Raw genomic sequence first — 16,363 nt, 5'->3', positions numbered from 1 at the left:
AATAGCTCCGTGATGGTTCTCGCTGTGTAACAATGGTAGCGCACGCTGCGTCTGGACCAACGCTTTCGGGGCCGGCCACCCGTCTCAGCTACGCGTAGGCGACGAAGGACATCATTCCCGAAGCCATGTGATAGAGGTGATGGCAATGGAGCGGCCAACGACCGGGGGAATTGTCGGCGTCGAAGGCGACGGTCACGCTCGCCATGGGCGGCACGAGAACGGTGTCCCGCACCGCGCCCTGGAAAGCCTTGCCGCCGATCTCGGTCACCTGGAAGTGATGTCCATGCAGGTGCATGGGATGCGCCATCATCGACATGTTGCGCATGACGACTTCGACCCTCTCGCCTTGCCTGACGCTCAGTCCATCGCCACCGTCGATCCGCCATTGGTAGCCGTCCATGGTGCCCGCCAGCGCGAGTTCGAAACGGCGGTCTGCCGGACTCGTGGAAAGCGGCGCGGTTGCCTTCAACATCATTTCGGTTTCGAGGCCGGCGACCGGACCGGTTTCCGTGCCACGCGACGAAACCTTGCTGATCTTGGCTCCCGGCGGGGCGAGGATCAGGCCAGTTCGATGGTCCGTTCCTTCGCGTAAAGCAAGAACAGGGTGGGTTTCGGCACTCGTGGGAAGTTCGAGCCGAATGTCCAAGCGTTGGCCCATCGAGATCGGAAAACGGCTCCCGGAGATAGCATGAATTGCCTGTCCGTCGACGGCGATCAACCGGCCGATGAGTGGGCCCGTATCTATGGTGAACTCTGTCGCCGTTGCGCCGTTGATGATGCGCAAGCGGACGCGGGCTCGGTTCTCGACGGGAACCACTTCCGGATCATCGAGCGTACGGTCATTGGCGAGATAGGCATCGTACTCGATGTCATTGAGGTCCGTGGCGGCCATGCCCGGCATCGCCGAGCCGGACATATGGCCCCCGTGCATTCCACCAGCCATGCTCTGCATCATGGCACCGTGGTCCATTGCTTCGCCCATCTGAGCCGGACCCTTGAGCCTGGCGAGCAATTCCTCGGCCGGTGTGAAGGAGAAATCATGAAGAAGGATGACCACTTCCTGCTCGTCGCGCTGCCGATCCTCGGCGGTTCTGACGATCAGAGGTGCTGCAAGCAGATTCTGTTCCTGCAGCGTATGCGCATGCATCCAGTGCGTGCCGCCGGAACCGACCGGAAAGGTGTAGTGCCGGGTTTCGTCTGGTCTCAGCAGCCCGGCTGGATTGTCCGGCACGCCATCCATGTCCCATGGCGGAGTGAGTCCATGCCAGTGGATGAGCGTGGGTTCGCCGCCCTTATTTGAAAGACTGACGTCGAACTGAGTGTCCGCCTCGAGCGCAAGGCCGACCGCGCCGTTCGGCTGAACCAGCCCGAAGACCTCTGCGGCTCTCCCGTTCACCTCCAGCACGCGCTTCACGATTGATAGCGACCGTGTTCCAGTGCTCGCCCCATTATCCGGCGTTCTCTGCGGCCACGCGACAGTTGGAAACAGAGCGGTACCCGGCGCGGAGAGGGCGACGCCCGACATCAGTCCGCCTAAGAATTCACGACGTTTCATTTTATTTTGCCTCTCAATCCGTGCCGGTCACTGCCGACGTAAGCCGCATTTTGGGGATGCGCCCATGGAAGGGCCGCCGAAGGGCGGCCGCGTCTAACCGTCGGATCGAGGAGGGCCGATGGCGGGCCGAGAGTCGAGCCCGACGATTGGCTGCTGCTTTGGGAGATAGCGGTGATTGTCCGACTTCAGGGTAACGCCGATCAGGGGTGGGGCCGGGAATACGGCGTTGCATACGCTGCAGGCACTTTTGCAGCATGCCTTCTGGTCGCCCGGATGAAATTCGACGTGGAGAACCGTGTCCTCCTGGGAGGAAAGGACCTGCTCGCTTCGGGCGGTGTGTGCGTCGCAGTTGACCAGCGTGGCCACAGCCGTCGGCGCAGCTAGGAACATAATTGCGACCAAAACGGCCAGCAATTCTCTTGCGCGGTTCCGGACTATCTGGCTGGCAGCGATCATGATCTCGCTCGAACCCTTGGTACGTATTCAAGCACAGTGCGAGACAGTTGCAAGGCTTGCCTTGACCTCGATCAACCGCTGGTCTGGTCGACCTGCAAGGTCGATGACGTTTTATGGAAAGGGCACAGCAGTGAATCGGAATGCGGCGAAAACGTCGATCCTCATTCTCGTAGCGACTGCCATCGCCACAATCTCTGCGGGAGCGGCGCACAGTTTGTCATCGGGCAATGTCGTGGAGGAAAGACAACAGGACATGAAGGCGATGGCGGCGGCAGCCAAGAGCATATCGGGGATGTTCAAGGGCACGTCCGCGTACGATGGGAAGGCGTTCAAGGGAGCCGCCGAAACCATAAGGTCTCATTCAGGAACGAACCTGTCGTCGCTTTTCGAGGGACCTGTTACTGCCGCTGGCTCGAAAGCCAGCGCCAATATCGAAGCCGAGCGCCAGAAGTTCGAGAAACTCGCTGCCGAGCTTGGCGTCTATGCTTCAACGCTCTCAGCGGCAGCGGACCGCAGCCCGGACGTCCTTGGTCCTGAAATGCGAATGCGACCCGGTGACGCGATGATGGGCGGTCCGCTCGCGAAGAAAAGCTCGGCGGAGCAGGACGCCACGTCCATGCCCGCCGAGCATGCGTTCCATCTGATGCTGCAAACCTGCACGTCGTGCCATGCCAAGTTTCGCGTCGAGTCCGAGTAACGGGGACACGCCTAGCAGCCCGGACGGATCGAACAAGCGCACCTCGGCTCCGAAGTACTCCAGCAGCCGTCCGGCCTCCTCGGCGAGCAGCCTCGAGTACGACACCTGGCGGAGCGATCCATAGAGAATCAGGATCCGCGGCGGATGCGTCGAGACCGGCGGCCGCAGCGCGTCGAGGTCGGGCTGGCGCAGATGGCGTGGATCAGCGGATGGAAGATCAGGCAATGCGCCGGCCCTCCGCGTCGAGAACCGCTTCGCCGTCTTCCTTGACGAACGGCCCGTTGAAGGCGTCGGCGGGCAGGATGTCGAGCACGGCTTCGGACGGCCGCGCCAGCCGGGGGCCGCCCGCTACTTCGACCACGACCGGATAGCGGCCGGCCGGTGCTGACCTCGGCGGCGTGACTTCCAATGTCAGGTTCTCGCTTGCCCCGGCCTCGATCGGCAAGCCGGTAATCTCTTCCGAGCCATAGCCGCGCTCGAGCGTGACTGAAATCCCTCGGGCACATTGGCGGCGAGACTGAACAGGTTCTCTTCCGCGCCGTGATTGGTGGCTTCGATCTTGAAACTGAAGGTGGAGCTGGCCGTGCCTCTCAGCGCCGGCAGCTCGGATTTCAGCTCCAGGCCGCCCTCTGCCGCCTGCGATAGCTTCACCACAAGGGGAAGATCGATGGTCTGGTTTGCGTATCGCGCTTTCACGTTGATCGGAACGCCTTCACCGCTAGCAGTCTCGGGCGGTGTTAGCTCCAGGTTGATTTCCTGTGTCGCATCGGGCGCCACGATGACAGCCGAAACCTCGCGGTTGCCGCCCTTCAGCGTCCACTCCCAACCGTCGGGAATGCCTGTCACTTCGAGTGACGCCCGTTGCGGCGGCAGATTGGCATTGCGCAGCGTCAGCGGAATCGCTTCGGTTTCTCCCGGGCGGATAGCGAGTTCCGGATGCGGTGTCGTGAGCCAGAAGCCAGTAAGCTTGGCCACCTCCTGTTGCTGGTCCTGGGCAACAGCCTGTGTGCATGCAAATGTCGCTCCAAGGGCCAATGCTGCTGCAGTGATCCATCGAGCAATTGTCCTCATCTCATTCTCCCTTCAACGTTCGACATCCACGCGCGCGGGCGGCCGCTAACCGATAACCAGGAACAGTTTTGAGCCGCCGCGAAACAGATCCAGCGCTATCGCGCCGCCCGCCTCCTTTAACGCCGCGGCGAGCTCCGCGACGGTGGCGACGGGTTTTCGATTGACGGCAACGATCACGTCGCCCGCGCGCAATCCCGATCGCTCTGCTGCGCTTCCATCTTCGATGTTGGAGACAACCACATTGCCCGCCGCATCCTGGAACTGCGCGCCCTGCAGGGGAGCGGGTATCGCAGCGGCCTCAGCGTTTGCGTCGGCCGGCTCAATGCGCATTGTCACCGTATTGCGAGCCCGGTCGCGCAAGTATTCGATTTCGACCTGCGATCCGACCGGAGCTAGACCGATACGGTTGCGAAGATCTGCCGAACCTGTGATTCTGCGGTTGTTGACGGCGATGATGACATCGCCGGCTTGAAGCCCGGCCTGCGCGGCCGGCGAATTCTGCACGACGCTTCCGACGACGGCGCCGGAACTCTCCTCTATGCTGAGCGCTTCGGCCAGGTCCGGCGTCAGGTCCTGAACGGAGATGCCGATCCGGCCGCGCCGCACTTCGCCGTGCTTGATCAGTTGCTCCATCACGGCGGAGGCCATCGCGATCGGAACCGCGAAGCCGATGCCGACGTTGCCGCCGGTCGGCGCGATGATGGCGGTGTTGACGCCGACCAACCGGCCGTCGGCAGTCACCAGAGCCCCACCCGAATTGCCGGGATTGATCGAAGCGTCCGTCTGGATGAAATCCTCATAGCCCTCGACATTGATGCCGCCACGCCCAAGAGCGCTGACGATGCCGGAGGTTACGGTCTGACCAAGCCCGAACGGGTTGCCGATCGCGACAACAGGGTCGCCGACGCGAAGCGCATTGGAATCGCCCAAGGGCAGCGCCTTCAGCCTTTTGGCCTCGATCCTCAGCAACGCTATATCGGTTGCCTCATCACTGCCTACCAGTTCTGCGGTGAAGCGACGGCGGTCCTTCAGCGTCACTGCAATCTCGCCGGCGTCGGCGACGACGTGGTGGTTGGTGAGGATATAGCCTTTTCCTGCGTCGACAATGACGCCGGAACCGGCGCTCAGTCGCTGCTGCTGCTCAGGCAATTTGAAATAGCGACGGAAAAATGGGTCGTTGTAGAGAGGGTTCGTTTCAGCGGAGACGCGGGATCTCACGGCAATGTTGACGACCGCCGGCGTGATCTCCACCAGGACGTCAGCGAGGGATCGTTGAGTGACTGCCGAGATGGCGGCCTGCGGCTGCGCCGGCGGTAGCGGCCCAGGACCCATGACGAGGACGAGTGCGGCGAATACGCCAACATATTTCGACGAACGCGTGGTCATTTTTTGCCCCGATTTCTTCAGATCCTCCTTCGGAGCGGACTGGCGGGCCATCGGGTCCAGCCTCGTCGGAGCCACGTCTCCGGCTCCTGCCTGCCATGCTCCAAACCCATATTCGAATGCCGTCCCACCACGGGACAAGGCATCAATTTCACAGCTCTACGTGGCGGTCCGCGCCCATCGGGCGCGGACCCCTTCGCGTCGGTCAAAAGTCCATGCCTCCAGGCGGCATCGGTGGAACCGGCGCTTCCTTCTTGGGCTTCTCGGCGACCATTGCCTCGGTGGTAATCAGCAGGCCGGCGACCGAGGCGGCGTCCTGCAGCGCGGTGCGGACAACCTTGACCGGATCGATCACGCCTTGTTCATAGAGGTCACCGAATTTGTTGGTCTGGGCGTTCCAGCCATAGCCAAATTCGGACTTCTCGCGCAGCTTGCCGACGATGATCGAACCTTCGGCCCCCGCGTTCTCGGCGATCTGGCGCACCGGCGCTTCGATCGCCCGGCGGACGATCTCGATGCCGTGCCTCTGGTCGGAGTTCTCGGTCTGAACGCCGTCCAGAGCCTTGACGGCTCGTAGCAGAGCGACACCACCGCCGGGCAGCACGCCCTCCTCGACGGCCGCCCGGGTTGCATGCATCGCGTCATCGACGCGGTCCTTGCGTTCCTTGACCTCGACCTCGGTCGAGCCACCCACGCGAATCACTGCAACACCGCCGGCGAGCTTGGCGAGACGCTCCTGCAGCTTCTCGCGATCATAGTCCGAGGTGGTCTCCTCGATCTGCGCCTTGATCTGGGCGACGCGACCCTGAATCTCCGACTTCGAACCAGCGCCGTCGACAATCGTCGTGTTTTCCTTTTCGACAACCACCTTCTTGGCGCGGCCGAGCATCTCGAGCGTAACGTTTTCAAGTTTGATCCCGAGGTCCTCGGAGATTGCCGTGCCGCCGGTCAGAATGGCGATGTCTTCAAGCATCGCCTTGCGACGGTCGCCGAAACCAGGCGCTTTCACGGCAGCCACCTTCAGACCGCCACGCAGCTTGTTGACGACGAGCGTGGCGAGCGCTTCACCCTCGACGTCCTCGGCGATAATCAGCAGCGGTTTGCCGGATTGAACGACAGATTCGAGAACCGGAAGCAGCGCCTGAAGGTTGGACAGCTTCTTCTCGTGGATGAGCACATAGGGCTCCTCCAGCTCGACGCGCATCTTCTCCGGATTGGTTACGAAATAGGGCGAGAGATAGCCGCGGTCGAACTGCATGCCCTCAACGACCTCGAGCTCCGTGACTGCGGTCTTGGCTTCCTCGACCGTGATCACGCCTTCGTTGCCGACTTTTTCCATTGCTTCTGCGAGGAAGCGGCCAATCTCCGTGTCGCCATTGGCCGAGATGGTGCCGACCTGGGCGATCTCATCGTTCCGGGTGACTTTGCGGGCATTCTTCCGCAACTCCTCGACCACAGCCTCCACCGCCTTGTCGACGCCTCGCTTGAGGTCCATTGGGTTCATGCCGGAGGCGACGGCTTTCGCTCCCTCCTTGACGATCGCCTGGGCGAGAACCGTTGCCGTGGTGGTGCCGTCGCCGGCGATGTCACTGGTCTTCGACGCAACTTCGCGCACCATTTGGGCGCCCATGTTCTCGAACTTGTCCTCAAGCTCGATCTCCTTGGCGACGGTGACGCCGTCCTTGGTGATCCGTGGAGCGCCGAACGATTTGTCGAGCACCACGTTGCGACCCTTTGGGCCCAACGTCACCTTCACCGCGTTGGCGAGAATGTCGACGCCGCGAAGCATTTTCTCGCGGGCTTCGGTATGGAATCTCACTTCCTTGGCAGCCATTATTCTACTCCTTCAATTGGCCCGGCTCTCAGGCGACCTTTTTCGCCGATGCTTCGTTCTCGATCACGCCCATCACGTCGGATTCCTTCATGATCAGAAGCTCCTCACCATTGAGCTTGATCTCTGTGCCGGACCATTTGCCGAACAGGATGCGATCGCCGGCCTTGACGTCGAGCTCGACGAGCTTGCCGCTGTCATCGCGTGCGCCCGGGCCGACGGCGATGACTTCGCCCTCCTGCGGCTTTTCCTTCGCCGTGTCGGGAATGATGATACCGCCGGCCGTCTTTTCCTCGGCTTCAATGCGGCGGACCAGAATGCGGTCATGCAAGGGACGGAACGTCATGTCGCTCTCCTCGTGGACGAACAGATTTTCTAGAGGCTCCTCCGCGCCGCATCCGGCTCGAATCCGACGCGAGACGCACGATGTTTTGGCATCGCGCCAATCGATCTGGTTGCTGATTTTTCGAGTTTCAAGAGGGTCGCAAAAATTTTTTAGCACTCCCTCGTACAGAGTGCTAATTGCATGATTTCATAGCACCATTTGGCGCCGATCGTGCTCAAGTACTCTTCTTTTCCCCTTGACGCGACGCTGTGGAGTCCCCATCTCATTTCTGCCGACGCCCAATTGGGGTCGGTCTGGTCAGGGAGCGCCAGCTTCTTGGCGCTCCCTCGTATCTATGTTGCTCTACGGAGGATGTAGCTATGAGAACAAGTCTCGACTTCACCCCCTTCTATAGGTCAAGCATCGGCTTCGATCGCATGTTCGATCTGCTGGAAAACGCCAGCCTCAACGCTGAAAACTGGCCGCCCTATAACATCGTCAAACTTGGCGAAGATGCCTACCGCATCGAAATCGTGGTAGCGGGTTTTGCTGAAGACGACCTGACGATCAGCCATGAGGCGAACATGCTCATGGTCAACGGCGCCAAGTCCGAGGATGAGGAGGTCCAGTACCTCCACCAGGGGCTCGCCGTACGGCCGTTCGCGCGCAAATTCGAACTCGCCGATCATGTCCTTGTCGAGGGCGCAAAGCTCGAAAACGGGCTGCTCGTCATCAATCTCAGGAGGGAGATCCCTGAGGAGATGAAACCGCGTCGGATCGCGATCCGAACCGAGATGACTAAGCCAGCTTCGAAGCAGATCGAAGGCGACAAGGCAGCCTAGACGGTGCGCACCGCTCGAACCTCGCCTGTTTCCGAACAGGCGAGGGGAGGGAGACTGCGCCAAACCAAAAGGAGAGAATGAAACCGAAGAAAGGAGGAAACCATGAATGTACGTGACCTGATCCCGTGGAACCGCGGCAGCAGCCAGGTTCCGAGCGTCTATCGCGGCGGCGACGACATGGATCCGTTCCTATCGTTGCACCGCAATGTGAACCGTCTGTTTGACGACGTCTTTCGCGGCTTCGGCCAGCCATCGTTGTTCGGTGGCGCGACACCCTTCAATGGCTCGTGGCCGACCGTGGAGGTCGAGGAGAACGACAACGAGATCCGCGTGATGGCGGAGGTTCCGGGCATCGATCCAGACGATGTCGAGGTGCTGCTGGACGATGGTGTACTTACGCTTTGCGGCGAGAAGAAATCGGAAACCGAGGACAAGGATCGCCGGTTCACAGAGCGCTATTACGGGCGCTTCGAACGGCGGCTGGCTCTTGGCGGCCAGGTGGATGAGAATAAGGTCGCCGCCACGTTCAAAAACGGCCTGCTCTCGGTGACGCTGCCTAAGACCGAGAAGGCGCGAGCCAACATCAAACGGATCAGCATCGATAAATCCAAATAGTACCGCCGCTCGCCGGCCGGGTCGATTGCCCGGCCAGCTATTCTGGTGACGACAACCGACCTCATGACGGAACTCCATTTTCGACAGGGAAACTCTGGTAGCGCTGATCGGAAGTTCGCGGAGCAGGTCAGCGACAGCCAGCGCCCGGCGGCTGACAAGGACCAGCCAAGGCAGAGCATCGATGCGGTAGCACGCATCTTTCGCCCATCACGTTCCGTGATGACGTCAGCGCGCGTCTCAAGGCGACCTTGGCTGCTGGTGTTCGAGCGGAAAGTCCCGCCGGTCATCGACTATCTGATGGGCTACACGGGCGGGAGTGACACGCTGGCTCAGGTCGAACTGCGCTTCCCGACCCGCGATGCCGCGATTGCCTACGCTGAACGACAGAAACTGAACTACATCGTCGTGGACGACAGGCGCCGCTAGTGTTTAGGGGAGCGTAAACGCCGAAGCGCTATACCGTTCAGGTCTTGACGGTGAACGTCGGTTCCAATCATCAATCCGGAACCGTCCGCCGCTGCAGCGGCGGACAGTACTCTTGGATCACACATGGGCGTGAGGGTTCTGCCGATAGTCCCAGAGCGCCCAAGCCGACACGGCTGCGACGAGCACACCCAGGACCACGTGGGTCCACATCGCGTTGATGTTCGTCGCGAATTGCAGCAGCCAGGGCGAGACGATCAACCAGAGCCCGAGCACCAGGTTGGCCCACTCTTCCCACTCCGCAAACGCCGCGAGCGCGGCAATTGCCAGAGCGCCGAGCACCACGCCGACGATCCATGCGTTCCACGCCGGCATAGTCTCAGGGGCGAACCCGATCACCCACGGTGAGACGAATAGGGCGACAGCGAGCACCAGATTAAGCCAATCCTGTGCCTTCTTGCCCTCCATCAATCCGTTTGCCATGACAACCTCCACGAATGAAGCTTGTTGACGGTGTTTTTGCGTGCTGCGCACGCTGCGTAAGACGATGTAATTTGGGGCAAATTGATCTTCAAGAGGGGGATTTCTTCGAGTGGACAAATGCCCAACTTTGATTCCAACGGTGTGCGCGGTAGCCTGCGGCTTGCGGCAAACCAAGAGGAATGCGAAGGCTGGAAATACAAAGAAATGCCGCGTGGCCACGCGAGGAGGAATACGAAAAGGGGCACTCACAGCGCCCCTTTTCTCGCCATCCTAGGCAGGCGAGTGCTGACCGCTGGCGCCAGTCTTCGGCCCGAACATTCCATCCGTGTCCGTCGACATTCCCGCATCACGGCAGAAGTCTACGAAGGCTTCGCGCGCGATGGCCACTGGCGTCATTCGGTTTAGAGCGCGACGACACGTTTGAACGGCTCGGTTGTATTTGCTACCTCGATTCGCCCAATCCTCCTCGAGGAAGTCGAGCGCGTCGTTGACAGAAGCAAAGACCTGGGGCGCCCCGTCCTTGACGCGGACGGTCACGGGCGTCATCCAAACCAATTCCGGGTTGAGCATGATGTCCTCCTTTCGCATTCACGCCGGATGAAAAAGAAGTGACGAAAATATCGTGTCGAAAATGGCGGATTTCAAGACTTTCAGAGACCCACGCTGTGGCCGAACAGATCGCCGCCTAATACCCTCTGGCGCTCACAAACCAGACGCGGAGTATCCGTGCGAGGAGGGGCGCCGAAAAGTGAGAAACTCGTACAACTCCAGCAGTTCTTGTCTGCTCCAATCCTCTTGGAGGTCCATCTTCTCACGTTGTCTCCGCACCTCCTCGTCGAGCGAAGGGTGCGCACGATAGTGCGTCGCCGCATCTAAGGTCCTCGCATGCGCAACTCATTTGGAATTGTCGCCGCTGCTCCTTCTCAAATCTCGGCGGACTATGTGCCACCGCCTCGGCTCCGCAACAAGCGTGCGTTTGATGCTCAGTTGCCGGTTTCGACCGGTTCATGGAGGTCCGCTCTGGGGCTCAGCCAAGCCGTTTATAGGGTCAGGTGCCAAGGTCCGCAAAGGCGAAGGTTTTTCGATGCGGGCCGCGGCGCGACGGTGGTGGCTGGGCCTGTGTCGGCCCGCGTTGACAAACCTCCCAAGGAGGAGGCCGCGGGGGCTGGGTAGAGCGCCTATGGGGAAAGCGTGCGGCTGCGGTTTTTCAAGGGGGCTATCGGCGGCAGCGTCGGGTGCGAAGGTGTAGCCCCGAAGGTTTGCATGAGCCGATCGGGATCGGGGTCACAGGTCTTTGGTAGGTTCGCGCCGGCGATTTTTCAGTGTGCTGGGTTGCCTTAGGCTGACCGGCGCCACCCCGGAACGCCTCGTCGATGCGGACCAGCCTCGGCTGATGTGAGATGGATTTCGTCATGCGGCGTCCTTTCGGGGTGGCGCGCGGCATCTGGGTTGTTGGCCGCGGCGGAAGATCTCGACGATGCGCATCGGGCCGCCGCAAACCGGGCATGGCTCTCTCAGGGTGAGCGGCGTGACCTCGGCGTTTGGTGCGTCGTGCTGCGATGGCGTTTGCGCCCCGAGCAGTTTCCTGATCCTTGCGATATTGGCCTTGTGGCCTGCACTGGCGAGCAGACCGTAATGGCGGATGCGGTGGAATCCGTCGGGCAGCACGTGGATCAGGAAACGGCGGATGAACTCGTCGGTGGCCAGCCGCATCACCTTCTGCCGGTCACCGGTCTTGATCCGGTAATCCTTCCAGCGGAATGAGACCGTCTCGGCGTCGGCGCTGATCAGGCGGCTGTTGGAGATCGCCACGCGGTGGGTGTAGCGGCTGAGATAAGCCAGGACCGCCTCGGGACCGCCGAACGGGGGCTTGGCGTAGACGACCCATTCGGATTTGCGGAACGGGGCAAGCCAGGCAGCGAAGGCCTTCGCCTGTGCAAGTCCGGCGAGAGCCCCGAAGAAGGCGAGGCTGCCGGATTGATGCAGTGCCCTCAGTCCTTCGACAAACAGCCGCCGGAACAGACGCGACAGAACCTTTACCGGCAGGAAGAACCCGGGGCGACATGAGATCCAGCGCGTGCGATCCGGCGACAGTCCGCCACCGGGTACGATGATGTGCACATGCGGGTGATGGGTCAGCGCCGATCCCCAGGTGTGCAGCACGCTGGTCATGCCGATGCGCGCGCCGAGCCGCTTGGGATCGGCGGCGATGGTGGTCAGTGTCTCCGCCGATGCCCGAAACAGCAGGTCATAGACAGCCTTCTTGTTCCAGTAGGCGATTTGGGCGATCTCGGCCGGCAGGGTGAAAACCACGTGGAAATACTCGACCGGCAGCAGGTCTTCGGCGCGGGCGGCCATCCAGTCCCGCGCGGCAGGCCCCTGGCACTTGGGGCAGTGTCGGTTTTTGCAGGAATTATAGGCGATGTGGCTGTGGCCGCATTTGGCACAGGCCGCCACATGCCCGCCGAGCGCCTCGGTTCGGCAGGCTTCGATGGCCGCCATGACCTTGAGCTGGGTGAGGCTGACATGCCCGGCATTGGCCCGCCGCCACGCCGGGCCATAGGCACGGAAGATGTCGCCGATCTCCAGTCTCGGCCGGATCACCGCACCGGCGCTACTCCAGTCCGCGTCGGAGCGTTTGGTCCTGCAGCGTCTGCAGGGTCTCGAACGGGCTGACGGTGTCGCGGATCGTCTTGGTGGCGACATGGGTATAGCGGGCGGTGGTCACCAACCTGGCATGGCCGAGAAGGACCTGGATGACCCTGACATCGGTGTTCGCTTCCAAGAGGTGGGTGGCAAAGCTGTGCCGCAGGCTGTGCAGCGTCGCGGGCTTGCCGATACCGGCCATGGTTTTGGCGGCGGTAAAGGCGCGATTGAGCTGCCGCGGCGAGATCGGGTTGATCTTCGGTTTGCCCGGGAACAGCCACCCCTGTGGTCGCGCCTCGCGCCAATAGTCGCGCAACAGCTTGAGCAGCCCGGGCGACAGCATCACCTTGCGGTCCTTCTGCCCCTTGCCCTGTTCGACATGGATCAGCATCCGGTCGCTGTCGATGTCGCTGATCTTCAGGTTGCAGACCTCGGAGGCGCGCAGTCCGGCGCCATAGGAGATGCTGAGTGCCGCCCGATACTTCAGGCCCGGCCCTGGAGCCGCCATCAGCAGGTCGGAGACCTCCTCGATGCTCAAGACCACGGGCAACGTCTGCGGCTGCCGACGGAACTGCATATGCCGCTTCATCTCCTCGCGGCCGCAGGTGGTGGCGAAAAAGAACCGCAGCGCCACGATGCGGGCGTTGAAGGTCGGCGGGGTGATGCCCGCATTGGTCATGTGCAGTTGGTAGGCGCGCAGGTCATCGGCTGTGGCGGTGTCCGGTGATCGCTTCAGAAACCCGGCGAAATCCTTGATGGCTCGGATATGCGCCTGCTGAGCTTTGTCGCCCATCCCACGGATGCGCATGTCTTCGATCATCCGCTCGCGCAGCGGGGTCGTCCTCTCCTCCGTCATGGCAACCTCCTGTCTGAAGATTGAGAACACCTCAATCGTCAGCCAGGACCGCACACCTGCAAATGCACGCCGTTCAGATCATTCCTGCACCCTCACCACGGGCGCCAGTGCCGCGCGAGCGGCTTCGTCCTCGGGTCGAGAATTCGCCTTCATCAGCGTCGCGGGTGGGTCGATCTTTCCGGTTCCCATCCATCGCGACAGGGTGGAAAGCGGAGGTTGGAGAGCGACTCGCGGAGCGACAGCAATGCGCTCGAGAAGCCGACATTTCGATAACTACCCGCTTGAAGGGATCCGACGTGAAGCAAAACCTGGCTTTGGGAACGCCGCAGTCCCGATCCACTAGCCTTACGTCAGGGCTCATCTTCGGGGCGCCGCGGCGGCTGATCGGACTCTAAGCTATCGTCCAGTCACTTGGGGTCTCTGAATCGGCAGAGTTGGTTGGCTTTGGCACGCTACCGGTCTCGTGCGACGTAATGCCGTAACGGATTACACAACCGAGCTCGCGCCGATGTCACAGAGGGATCTGGACCTGCTCACATCGCGCGGCCAACAACTTGCAGATCTCATTGTCACGAGCAGCAGCTTTGTTGAGAGAGAAGTGTTCCTGTTTCCGTACATGGCAATCCCAAAGCTAGTCCGGCCAGACAATCCTCATGATGGTACCACGACCAGCGCGAGGCACTGACGATGAGCGACCGAGTCCCATCATGAGCAAGGGGCGCCTCGTCCAGGTTGATGGGCCCTGAGCCTAACTGCTCTGACGTTGCAAGAGAGTGAACCGCGTATCGATCACGTGCTGCTTGTTTACGCTGCCACCGGATGTATTCTCGATGATCAGTCGCGCAGCTTCCGTTCCAATAAGATCGCCAGGCGGTCGGATCGTCGTCAATGCTGGATTACAGGCCGCACTAAAGCTGAGGTCACCGAATCCAACGACGGAGAGTCGTTGCGGAATCGTAATCCCCAACCGTTGGCATTCGAAGATCACGCCAAGTGCGATGTGGTCGTTCGAGCAGGCGATGCCGTCGACATCGGGAAACTTCCGTACAGTTTCGGCAAGCAACATTGCGCCAACCGCGGCATTTGACGGGGCGGGGTGCTGAATCACATCCGCGACGATGCCGCCAGCGTTGCGCGCCGTTTCCAGAAATCCTTCGGCACGGAATGCCGCGCGCCTGTCTTCCTGCATGCGTGCACCCAGGAAGACAAGCCGCTTGCGGCCCCTCTGAATGAGGTGGTTGGCGGCGGCCTGACCGACCTGCTCATGATGAAAGCCCACGGCCATATCGATTGGTTCGCTGCCAAGCTCCCAAATCTCGACGACAGGCACGTTGCTGTCGCGCAGTAGCTTGCGTGTGGCATTGGTGTGTGAGAGCCCGGTCAGGACAACGGCCGCTGGTGCCCAGGAAAGCGCCATTCGCACCAGGTTCTCCTCTTCCCGTTCACTGTACTCTGTGTGCCCCAGCATGACTTGAAGCCGCTCCTTGCCGAGCTCGGCCTGCATGGTGGCAACGGTCTCGGCAAAGAAAGCATTTCGCACTGAGGGCACGATAATGCTGACCGCGCGGGACGATGCTGCCGCAAGACCTCCGGCCATGAGGTTTGGCACGTAGCTCAGGGCCTCTATTGCCTGTGCGATCGACCTGCTCGCTGACGGTGAAACGGCGTCGGGCTTGCGGAAGTAAAGCGATACGGTGGACGGGGAGAGTTCCGCTCGCGCGGCAACGTCCATCATCGTTACTCTTTGCATCTTGCGGCGAGTACGCGTCGATTTTGGTGCCGTCATCCTGTTGGCCTTTGCTATGCAAAATAATAGCGCTGCGATCCATGCAATCATAGCGCATCATCGGCTGTCAGGCAAACCAGAATTTATTATCGTCGCGAGTAAAGTGAGTTTTATCAATGGGATAGTTTGAGGCGGAAGCGCCGTAGCCTTCTGTGCGGAGCACGTGATAGGCCGCATTTCACAAAACCGCTTGAAGTTTACAAATCGTAGCGCTATTATTTTTGCGAAATGGGAGGTGGCATGTGCGACTGGATACAGCGGATCGTATGTCGCCCAATGGGAGGGAAGCATGGCTTCTGTAAGTCTACGCAAGCTCGACAAGAGCTACGGCGCCTTGCGCATCGTAAAGGACATCGATCTCGAGATCGCTGACGGCGAGTTCGTTGTTCTCGTCGGTCCGTCAGGTTGCGGTAAATCGACGACCTTGCGCATGGTCGCGGGGCTCGAAAGCATCACGGGCGGGGAGGTGCGGATCGGCGATCGCGTCGTCAATAGCCTACCGCCACGAGAGCGGGACATCGCGATGGTGTTCCAGGACTATGCTCTTTACCCGCATAAGACCGTACGCGAGAACCTGGGTTTCAGCCTGAAGGTGCGCGGCGTGGGCGCCTCGGAATCCGAGGCGAGGATTGCCGCCGCAGCCAATATGCTCGGCATCGCCCACCTGCTCGACCGACGCCCTGGCCAACTGTCCGGCGGGCAGCGCCAACGCGTCGCCATGGGGCGCGCCATCGTCCGCCGGCCACAGGTCTTTCTCTTCGACGAGCCGCTTTCCAATCTCGATGCCAAGCTGCGTGGGCAGGTGCGCACCGAGATCAAGAAGCTGCATCAGGCGCTCGGAACGACCATCATCTATGTCACGCACGACCAGGTCGAGGCCATGACGCTCGCCGATCGCATCGTCATCCTTCGCGGCGGCAATATAGAGCAGGTCGGAACGCCCGATGAGGTCTACAACAAGCCGGCAAGCATTTTCGTCGGCGGCTTCGTCGGTTCGCCGGCGATGAATTTTGCGCGGGCCAAAACGGCCGGCGGCAATCTCGTCTTCGCCAATGGCGATCATCTTGCGCTTTCAGCGCTTGATGCCGGCGGCGTCTCGGCTGCGGAGGGGCGCGAGTTCATCGTCGGCATTCGCCCGGAACATTTCGTGCCGGCAAGTTCGTCTGCAGCAGACCTGAGCGGCCAGGTTCAGGTCGTCGAGCCGCTCGGGTCGGATACGCTCGTTCACTTCGCTCTGGGTGATGCAACCTTAACGGCGAGAATGCCGCCGCAGATGCGTCCGAGGGCCGGAGAGAGGCTGACAATTGGCCTCGATCCCTCGAAAATCCACCTTTTCGACGCCGCAACGGAGCGCGCTATCCACTAGCCGCAAACGGCCCGCGTCATCAATTCAA

General features: G+C 61.1%; 15 protein-coding genes and 2 pseudogenes. 5 read left to right on the top strand and 12 right to left on the bottom strand.

All coding sequences use genetic code 11. The features are described from left to right. Nucleotides 1–88 precede the first annotated feature (88 nt). Nucleotides 89–1,555, bottom strand: a complete 1,467-nt coding sequence (locus tag RHIBR816_RS0116280) for a multicopper oxidase family protein (protein WP_026187067.1) — start codon at nt 1,553–1,555, stop codon at nt 89–91. 559 nt (nt 1,556–2,114) lie between these two features. Between RHIBR816_RS0116280 and RHIBR816_RS0116270 the strand changes: the two genes are divergently transcribed. Then, the gene (locus RHIBR816_RS0116270) at nt 2,115–2,708 is read left to right on the top strand and encodes a cytochrome c (protein WP_018237633.1); all 594 of its coding nucleotides are present in this window, start codon (nt 2,115–2,117) and stop codon (nt 2,706–2,708) included. 15 nt (nt 2,709–2,723) lie between these two features. On the opposite strand, the pseudogene RHIBR816_RS36005 reads toward RHIBR816_RS0116270, so the two are convergent. From RHIBR816_RS36005 to groES, 6 genes and pseudogenes are all read right to left on the bottom strand, one after another. Next, nucleotides 2,724–2,933: pseudogene (locus tag RHIBR816_RS36005) on the bottom strand (NADPH-dependent FMN reductase); the annotation flags it as partial. Beyond that, nucleotides 2,926–3,051, bottom strand: a pseudogene (locus RHIBR816_RS37970) (arsenate reductase (glutaredoxin)); the annotation flags it as partial. The pseudogenes RHIBR816_RS37970 and RHIBR816_RS36005, both read right to left, overlap by 8 nt. Nucleotides 3,052–3,119: 68 nt before the next feature. After that, a complete protein-coding gene (locus RHIBR816_RS34240; protein ID WP_245262597.1) occupies nt 3,120–3,743 on the bottom strand; it encodes an NEW3 domain-containing protein in 624 nt (207 codons plus the stop codon). Between the two features lie 81 nt (nt 3,744–3,824). After that, on the bottom strand, nt 3,825–5,165 hold the full coding sequence (locus RHIBR816_RS0116260; RefSeq protein ID WP_026187065.1) for a Do family serine endopeptidase: 1,341 nt from the start codon (nt 5,163–5,165) through the stop codon (nt 3,825–3,827). 202 nt (nt 5,166–5,367) lie between these two features. After that, nucleotides 5,368–6,996: a chaperonin GroEL gene (gene groL, locus RHIBR816_RS0116255; RefSeq protein WP_018237630.1), complete on the bottom strand. Its 1,629-nt coding sequence runs from the start codon at nt 6,994–6,996 to the stop codon at nt 5,368–5,370. A gap of 28 nt (nt 6,997–7,024) precedes the next feature. Beyond that, the gene (groES, locus tag RHIBR816_RS0116250) at nt 7,025–7,339 is read right to left on the bottom strand and encodes a co-chaperone GroES (RefSeq protein ID WP_018237629.1); all 315 of its coding nucleotides are present in this window, start codon (nt 7,337–7,339) and stop codon (nt 7,025–7,027) included. Nucleotides 7,340–7,698: 359 nt separating this feature from the next. Between groES and RHIBR816_RS0116245 the strand changes: the two genes are divergently transcribed. The 3 genes from RHIBR816_RS0116245 to RHIBR816_RS39005 all read left to right on the top strand — a co-directional run bounded on the left by RHIBR816_RS0116245 (nt 7,699) and on the right by RHIBR816_RS39005 (nt 9,201). Next, on the top strand, nt 7,699–8,160 hold the full coding sequence (locus RHIBR816_RS0116245) for an Hsp20 family protein (protein WP_018237628.1): 462 nt from the start codon (nt 7,699–7,701) through the stop codon (nt 8,158–8,160). A gap of 102 nt (nt 8,161–8,262) precedes the next feature. After that, complete coding sequence (locus RHIBR816_RS0116240; protein WP_018237627.1) at nt 8,263–8,775, top strand: Hsp20/alpha crystallin family protein; 513 nt, start codon at nt 8,263–8,265, stop codon at nt 8,773–8,775. A gap of 63 nt (nt 8,776–8,838) precedes the next feature. Then, nucleotides 8,839–9,201, top strand: a complete 363-nt coding sequence (locus RHIBR816_RS39005; protein ID WP_018237626.1) for an NADH dehydrogenase ubiquinone Fe-S protein 4 — start codon at nt 8,839–8,841, stop codon at nt 9,199–9,201. 117 nt (nt 9,202–9,318) lie between these two features. Here RHIBR816_RS39005 and RHIBR816_RS0116230 read toward each other — a convergent pair whose 3' ends face one another. The 5 genes from RHIBR816_RS0116230 to RHIBR816_RS0116210 form a co-directional block, all read right to left on the bottom strand. Further along, nucleotides 9,319–9,681 carry an SPW repeat protein gene (locus RHIBR816_RS0116230; RefSeq protein ID WP_018237625.1) on the bottom strand — a complete coding sequence of 121 codons (363 nt, stop codon included), beginning with the start codon at nt 9,679–9,681 and terminating at the stop codon, nt 9,319–9,321. 270 nt (nt 9,682–9,951) lie between these two features. Continuing rightward, nucleotides 9,952–10,251, bottom strand: coding sequence for a DUF982 domain-containing protein (locus tag RHIBR816_RS0116225; RefSeq protein WP_034815378.1), 300 nt, complete (start codon nt 10,249–10,251; stop codon nt 9,952–9,954). Nucleotides 10,252–11,091: 840 nt separating this feature from the next. Next, the gene (locus RHIBR816_RS0116220; RefSeq protein ID WP_018237623.1) at nt 11,092–12,285 is read right to left on the bottom strand and encodes an IS91 family transposase; all 1,194 of its coding nucleotides are present in this window, start codon (nt 12,283–12,285) and stop codon (nt 11,092–11,094) included. Between the two features lie 10 nt (nt 12,286–12,295). Continuing rightward, nucleotides 12,296–13,183 carry a site-specific integrase gene (locus RHIBR816_RS0116215; RefSeq protein ID WP_026186521.1) on the bottom strand — a complete coding sequence of 296 codons (888 nt, stop codon included), beginning with the start codon at nt 13,181–13,183 and terminating at the stop codon, nt 12,296–12,298. Nucleotides 13,184–13,931: 748 nt separating this feature from the next. Next, on the bottom strand, nt 13,932–15,020 hold the full coding sequence (locus RHIBR816_RS0116210; RefSeq protein ID WP_245262595.1) for a LacI family DNA-binding transcriptional regulator: 1,089 nt from the start codon (nt 15,018–15,020) through the stop codon (nt 13,932–13,934). A 238-nt stretch (nt 15,021–15,258) separates the two neighbouring features. On the opposite strand from RHIBR816_RS0116210, the gene RHIBR816_RS0116205 reads away from it, so the two are divergent. Continuing rightward, on the top strand, nt 15,259–16,335 hold the full coding sequence (locus RHIBR816_RS0116205) for an ABC transporter ATP-binding protein (protein WP_018237621.1): 1,077 nt from the start codon (nt 15,259–15,261) through the stop codon (nt 16,333–16,335). Nucleotides 16,336–16,363 lie beyond the last annotated feature (28 nt).

This window comes from Ensifer sp. BR816 (assembly GCF_000378985.1).
In the GTDB taxonomy this organism is placed as follows: Bacteria; Pseudomonadota; Alphaproteobacteria; order Rhizobiales; family Rhizobiaceae; genus Sinorhizobium.
The sequence above is the reverse complement of the archived record's forward strand: the minus strand, read 5'-3'. Positions and strand labels throughout refer to the sequence as shown.

Bases quoted from the DNA above. Each gene is read 5' to 3' on its own strand.
- RHIBR816_RS0116270 (WP_018237633.1), top strand. From the start codon at position 2,115: ATGACGTTTTATGGAAAGGGCACAGCAGTGAATCGGAATGCGGCGAAA.
- groES (WP_018237629.1), bottom strand. From the start codon at position 7,339: ATGACGTTCCGTCCCTTGCATGACCGCATTCTGGTCCGCCGCATTGAA.
- RHIBR816_RS0116225 (WP_034815378.1), bottom strand. From the start codon at position 10,251: ATGCTCAACCCGGAATTGGTTTGGATGACGCCCGTGACCGTCCGCGTC.
- RHIBR816_RS0116215 (WP_026186521.1), bottom strand. From the start codon at position 13,183: ATGACGGAGGAGAGGACGACCCCGCTGCGCGAGCGGATGATCGAAGAC.
- RHIBR816_RS0116260 (WP_026187065.1), bottom strand. From the start codon at position 5,165: ATGACCACGCGTTCGTCGAAATATGTTGGCGTATTCGCCGCACTCGTC.
- RHIBR816_RS0116205 (WP_018237621.1), top strand. From the start codon at position 15,259: ATGGCTTCTGTAAGTCTACGCAAGCTCGACAAGAGCTACGGCGCCTTG.
- groL (WP_018237630.1), bottom strand. From the start codon at position 6,996: ATGGCTGCCAAGGAAGTGAGATTCCATACCGAAGCCCGCGAGAAAATG.
- RHIBR816_RS0116230 (WP_018237625.1), bottom strand. From the start codon at position 9,681: ATGGCAAACGGATTGATGGAGGGCAAGAAGGCACAGGATTGGCTTAAT.
- RHIBR816_RS39005 (WP_018237626.1), top strand. From the start codon at position 8,839: ATGACGGAACTCCATTTTCGACAGGGAAACTCTGGTAGCGCTGATCGG.
- RHIBR816_RS0116245 (WP_018237628.1), top strand. From the start codon at position 7,699: ATGAGAACAAGTCTCGACTTCACCCCCTTCTATAGGTCAAGCATCGGC.
- RHIBR816_RS0116210 (WP_245262595.1), bottom strand. From the start codon at position 15,020: ATGATTGCATGGATCGCAGCGCTATTATTTTGCATAGCAAAGGCCAAC.
- RHIBR816_RS0116240 (WP_018237627.1), top strand. From the start codon at position 8,263: ATGAATGTACGTGACCTGATCCCGTGGAACCGCGGCAGCAGCCAGGTT.
- RHIBR816_RS0116280 (WP_026187067.1), bottom strand. From the start codon at position 1,555: ATGAAACGTCGTGAATTCTTAGGCGGACTGATGTCGGGCGTCGCCCTC.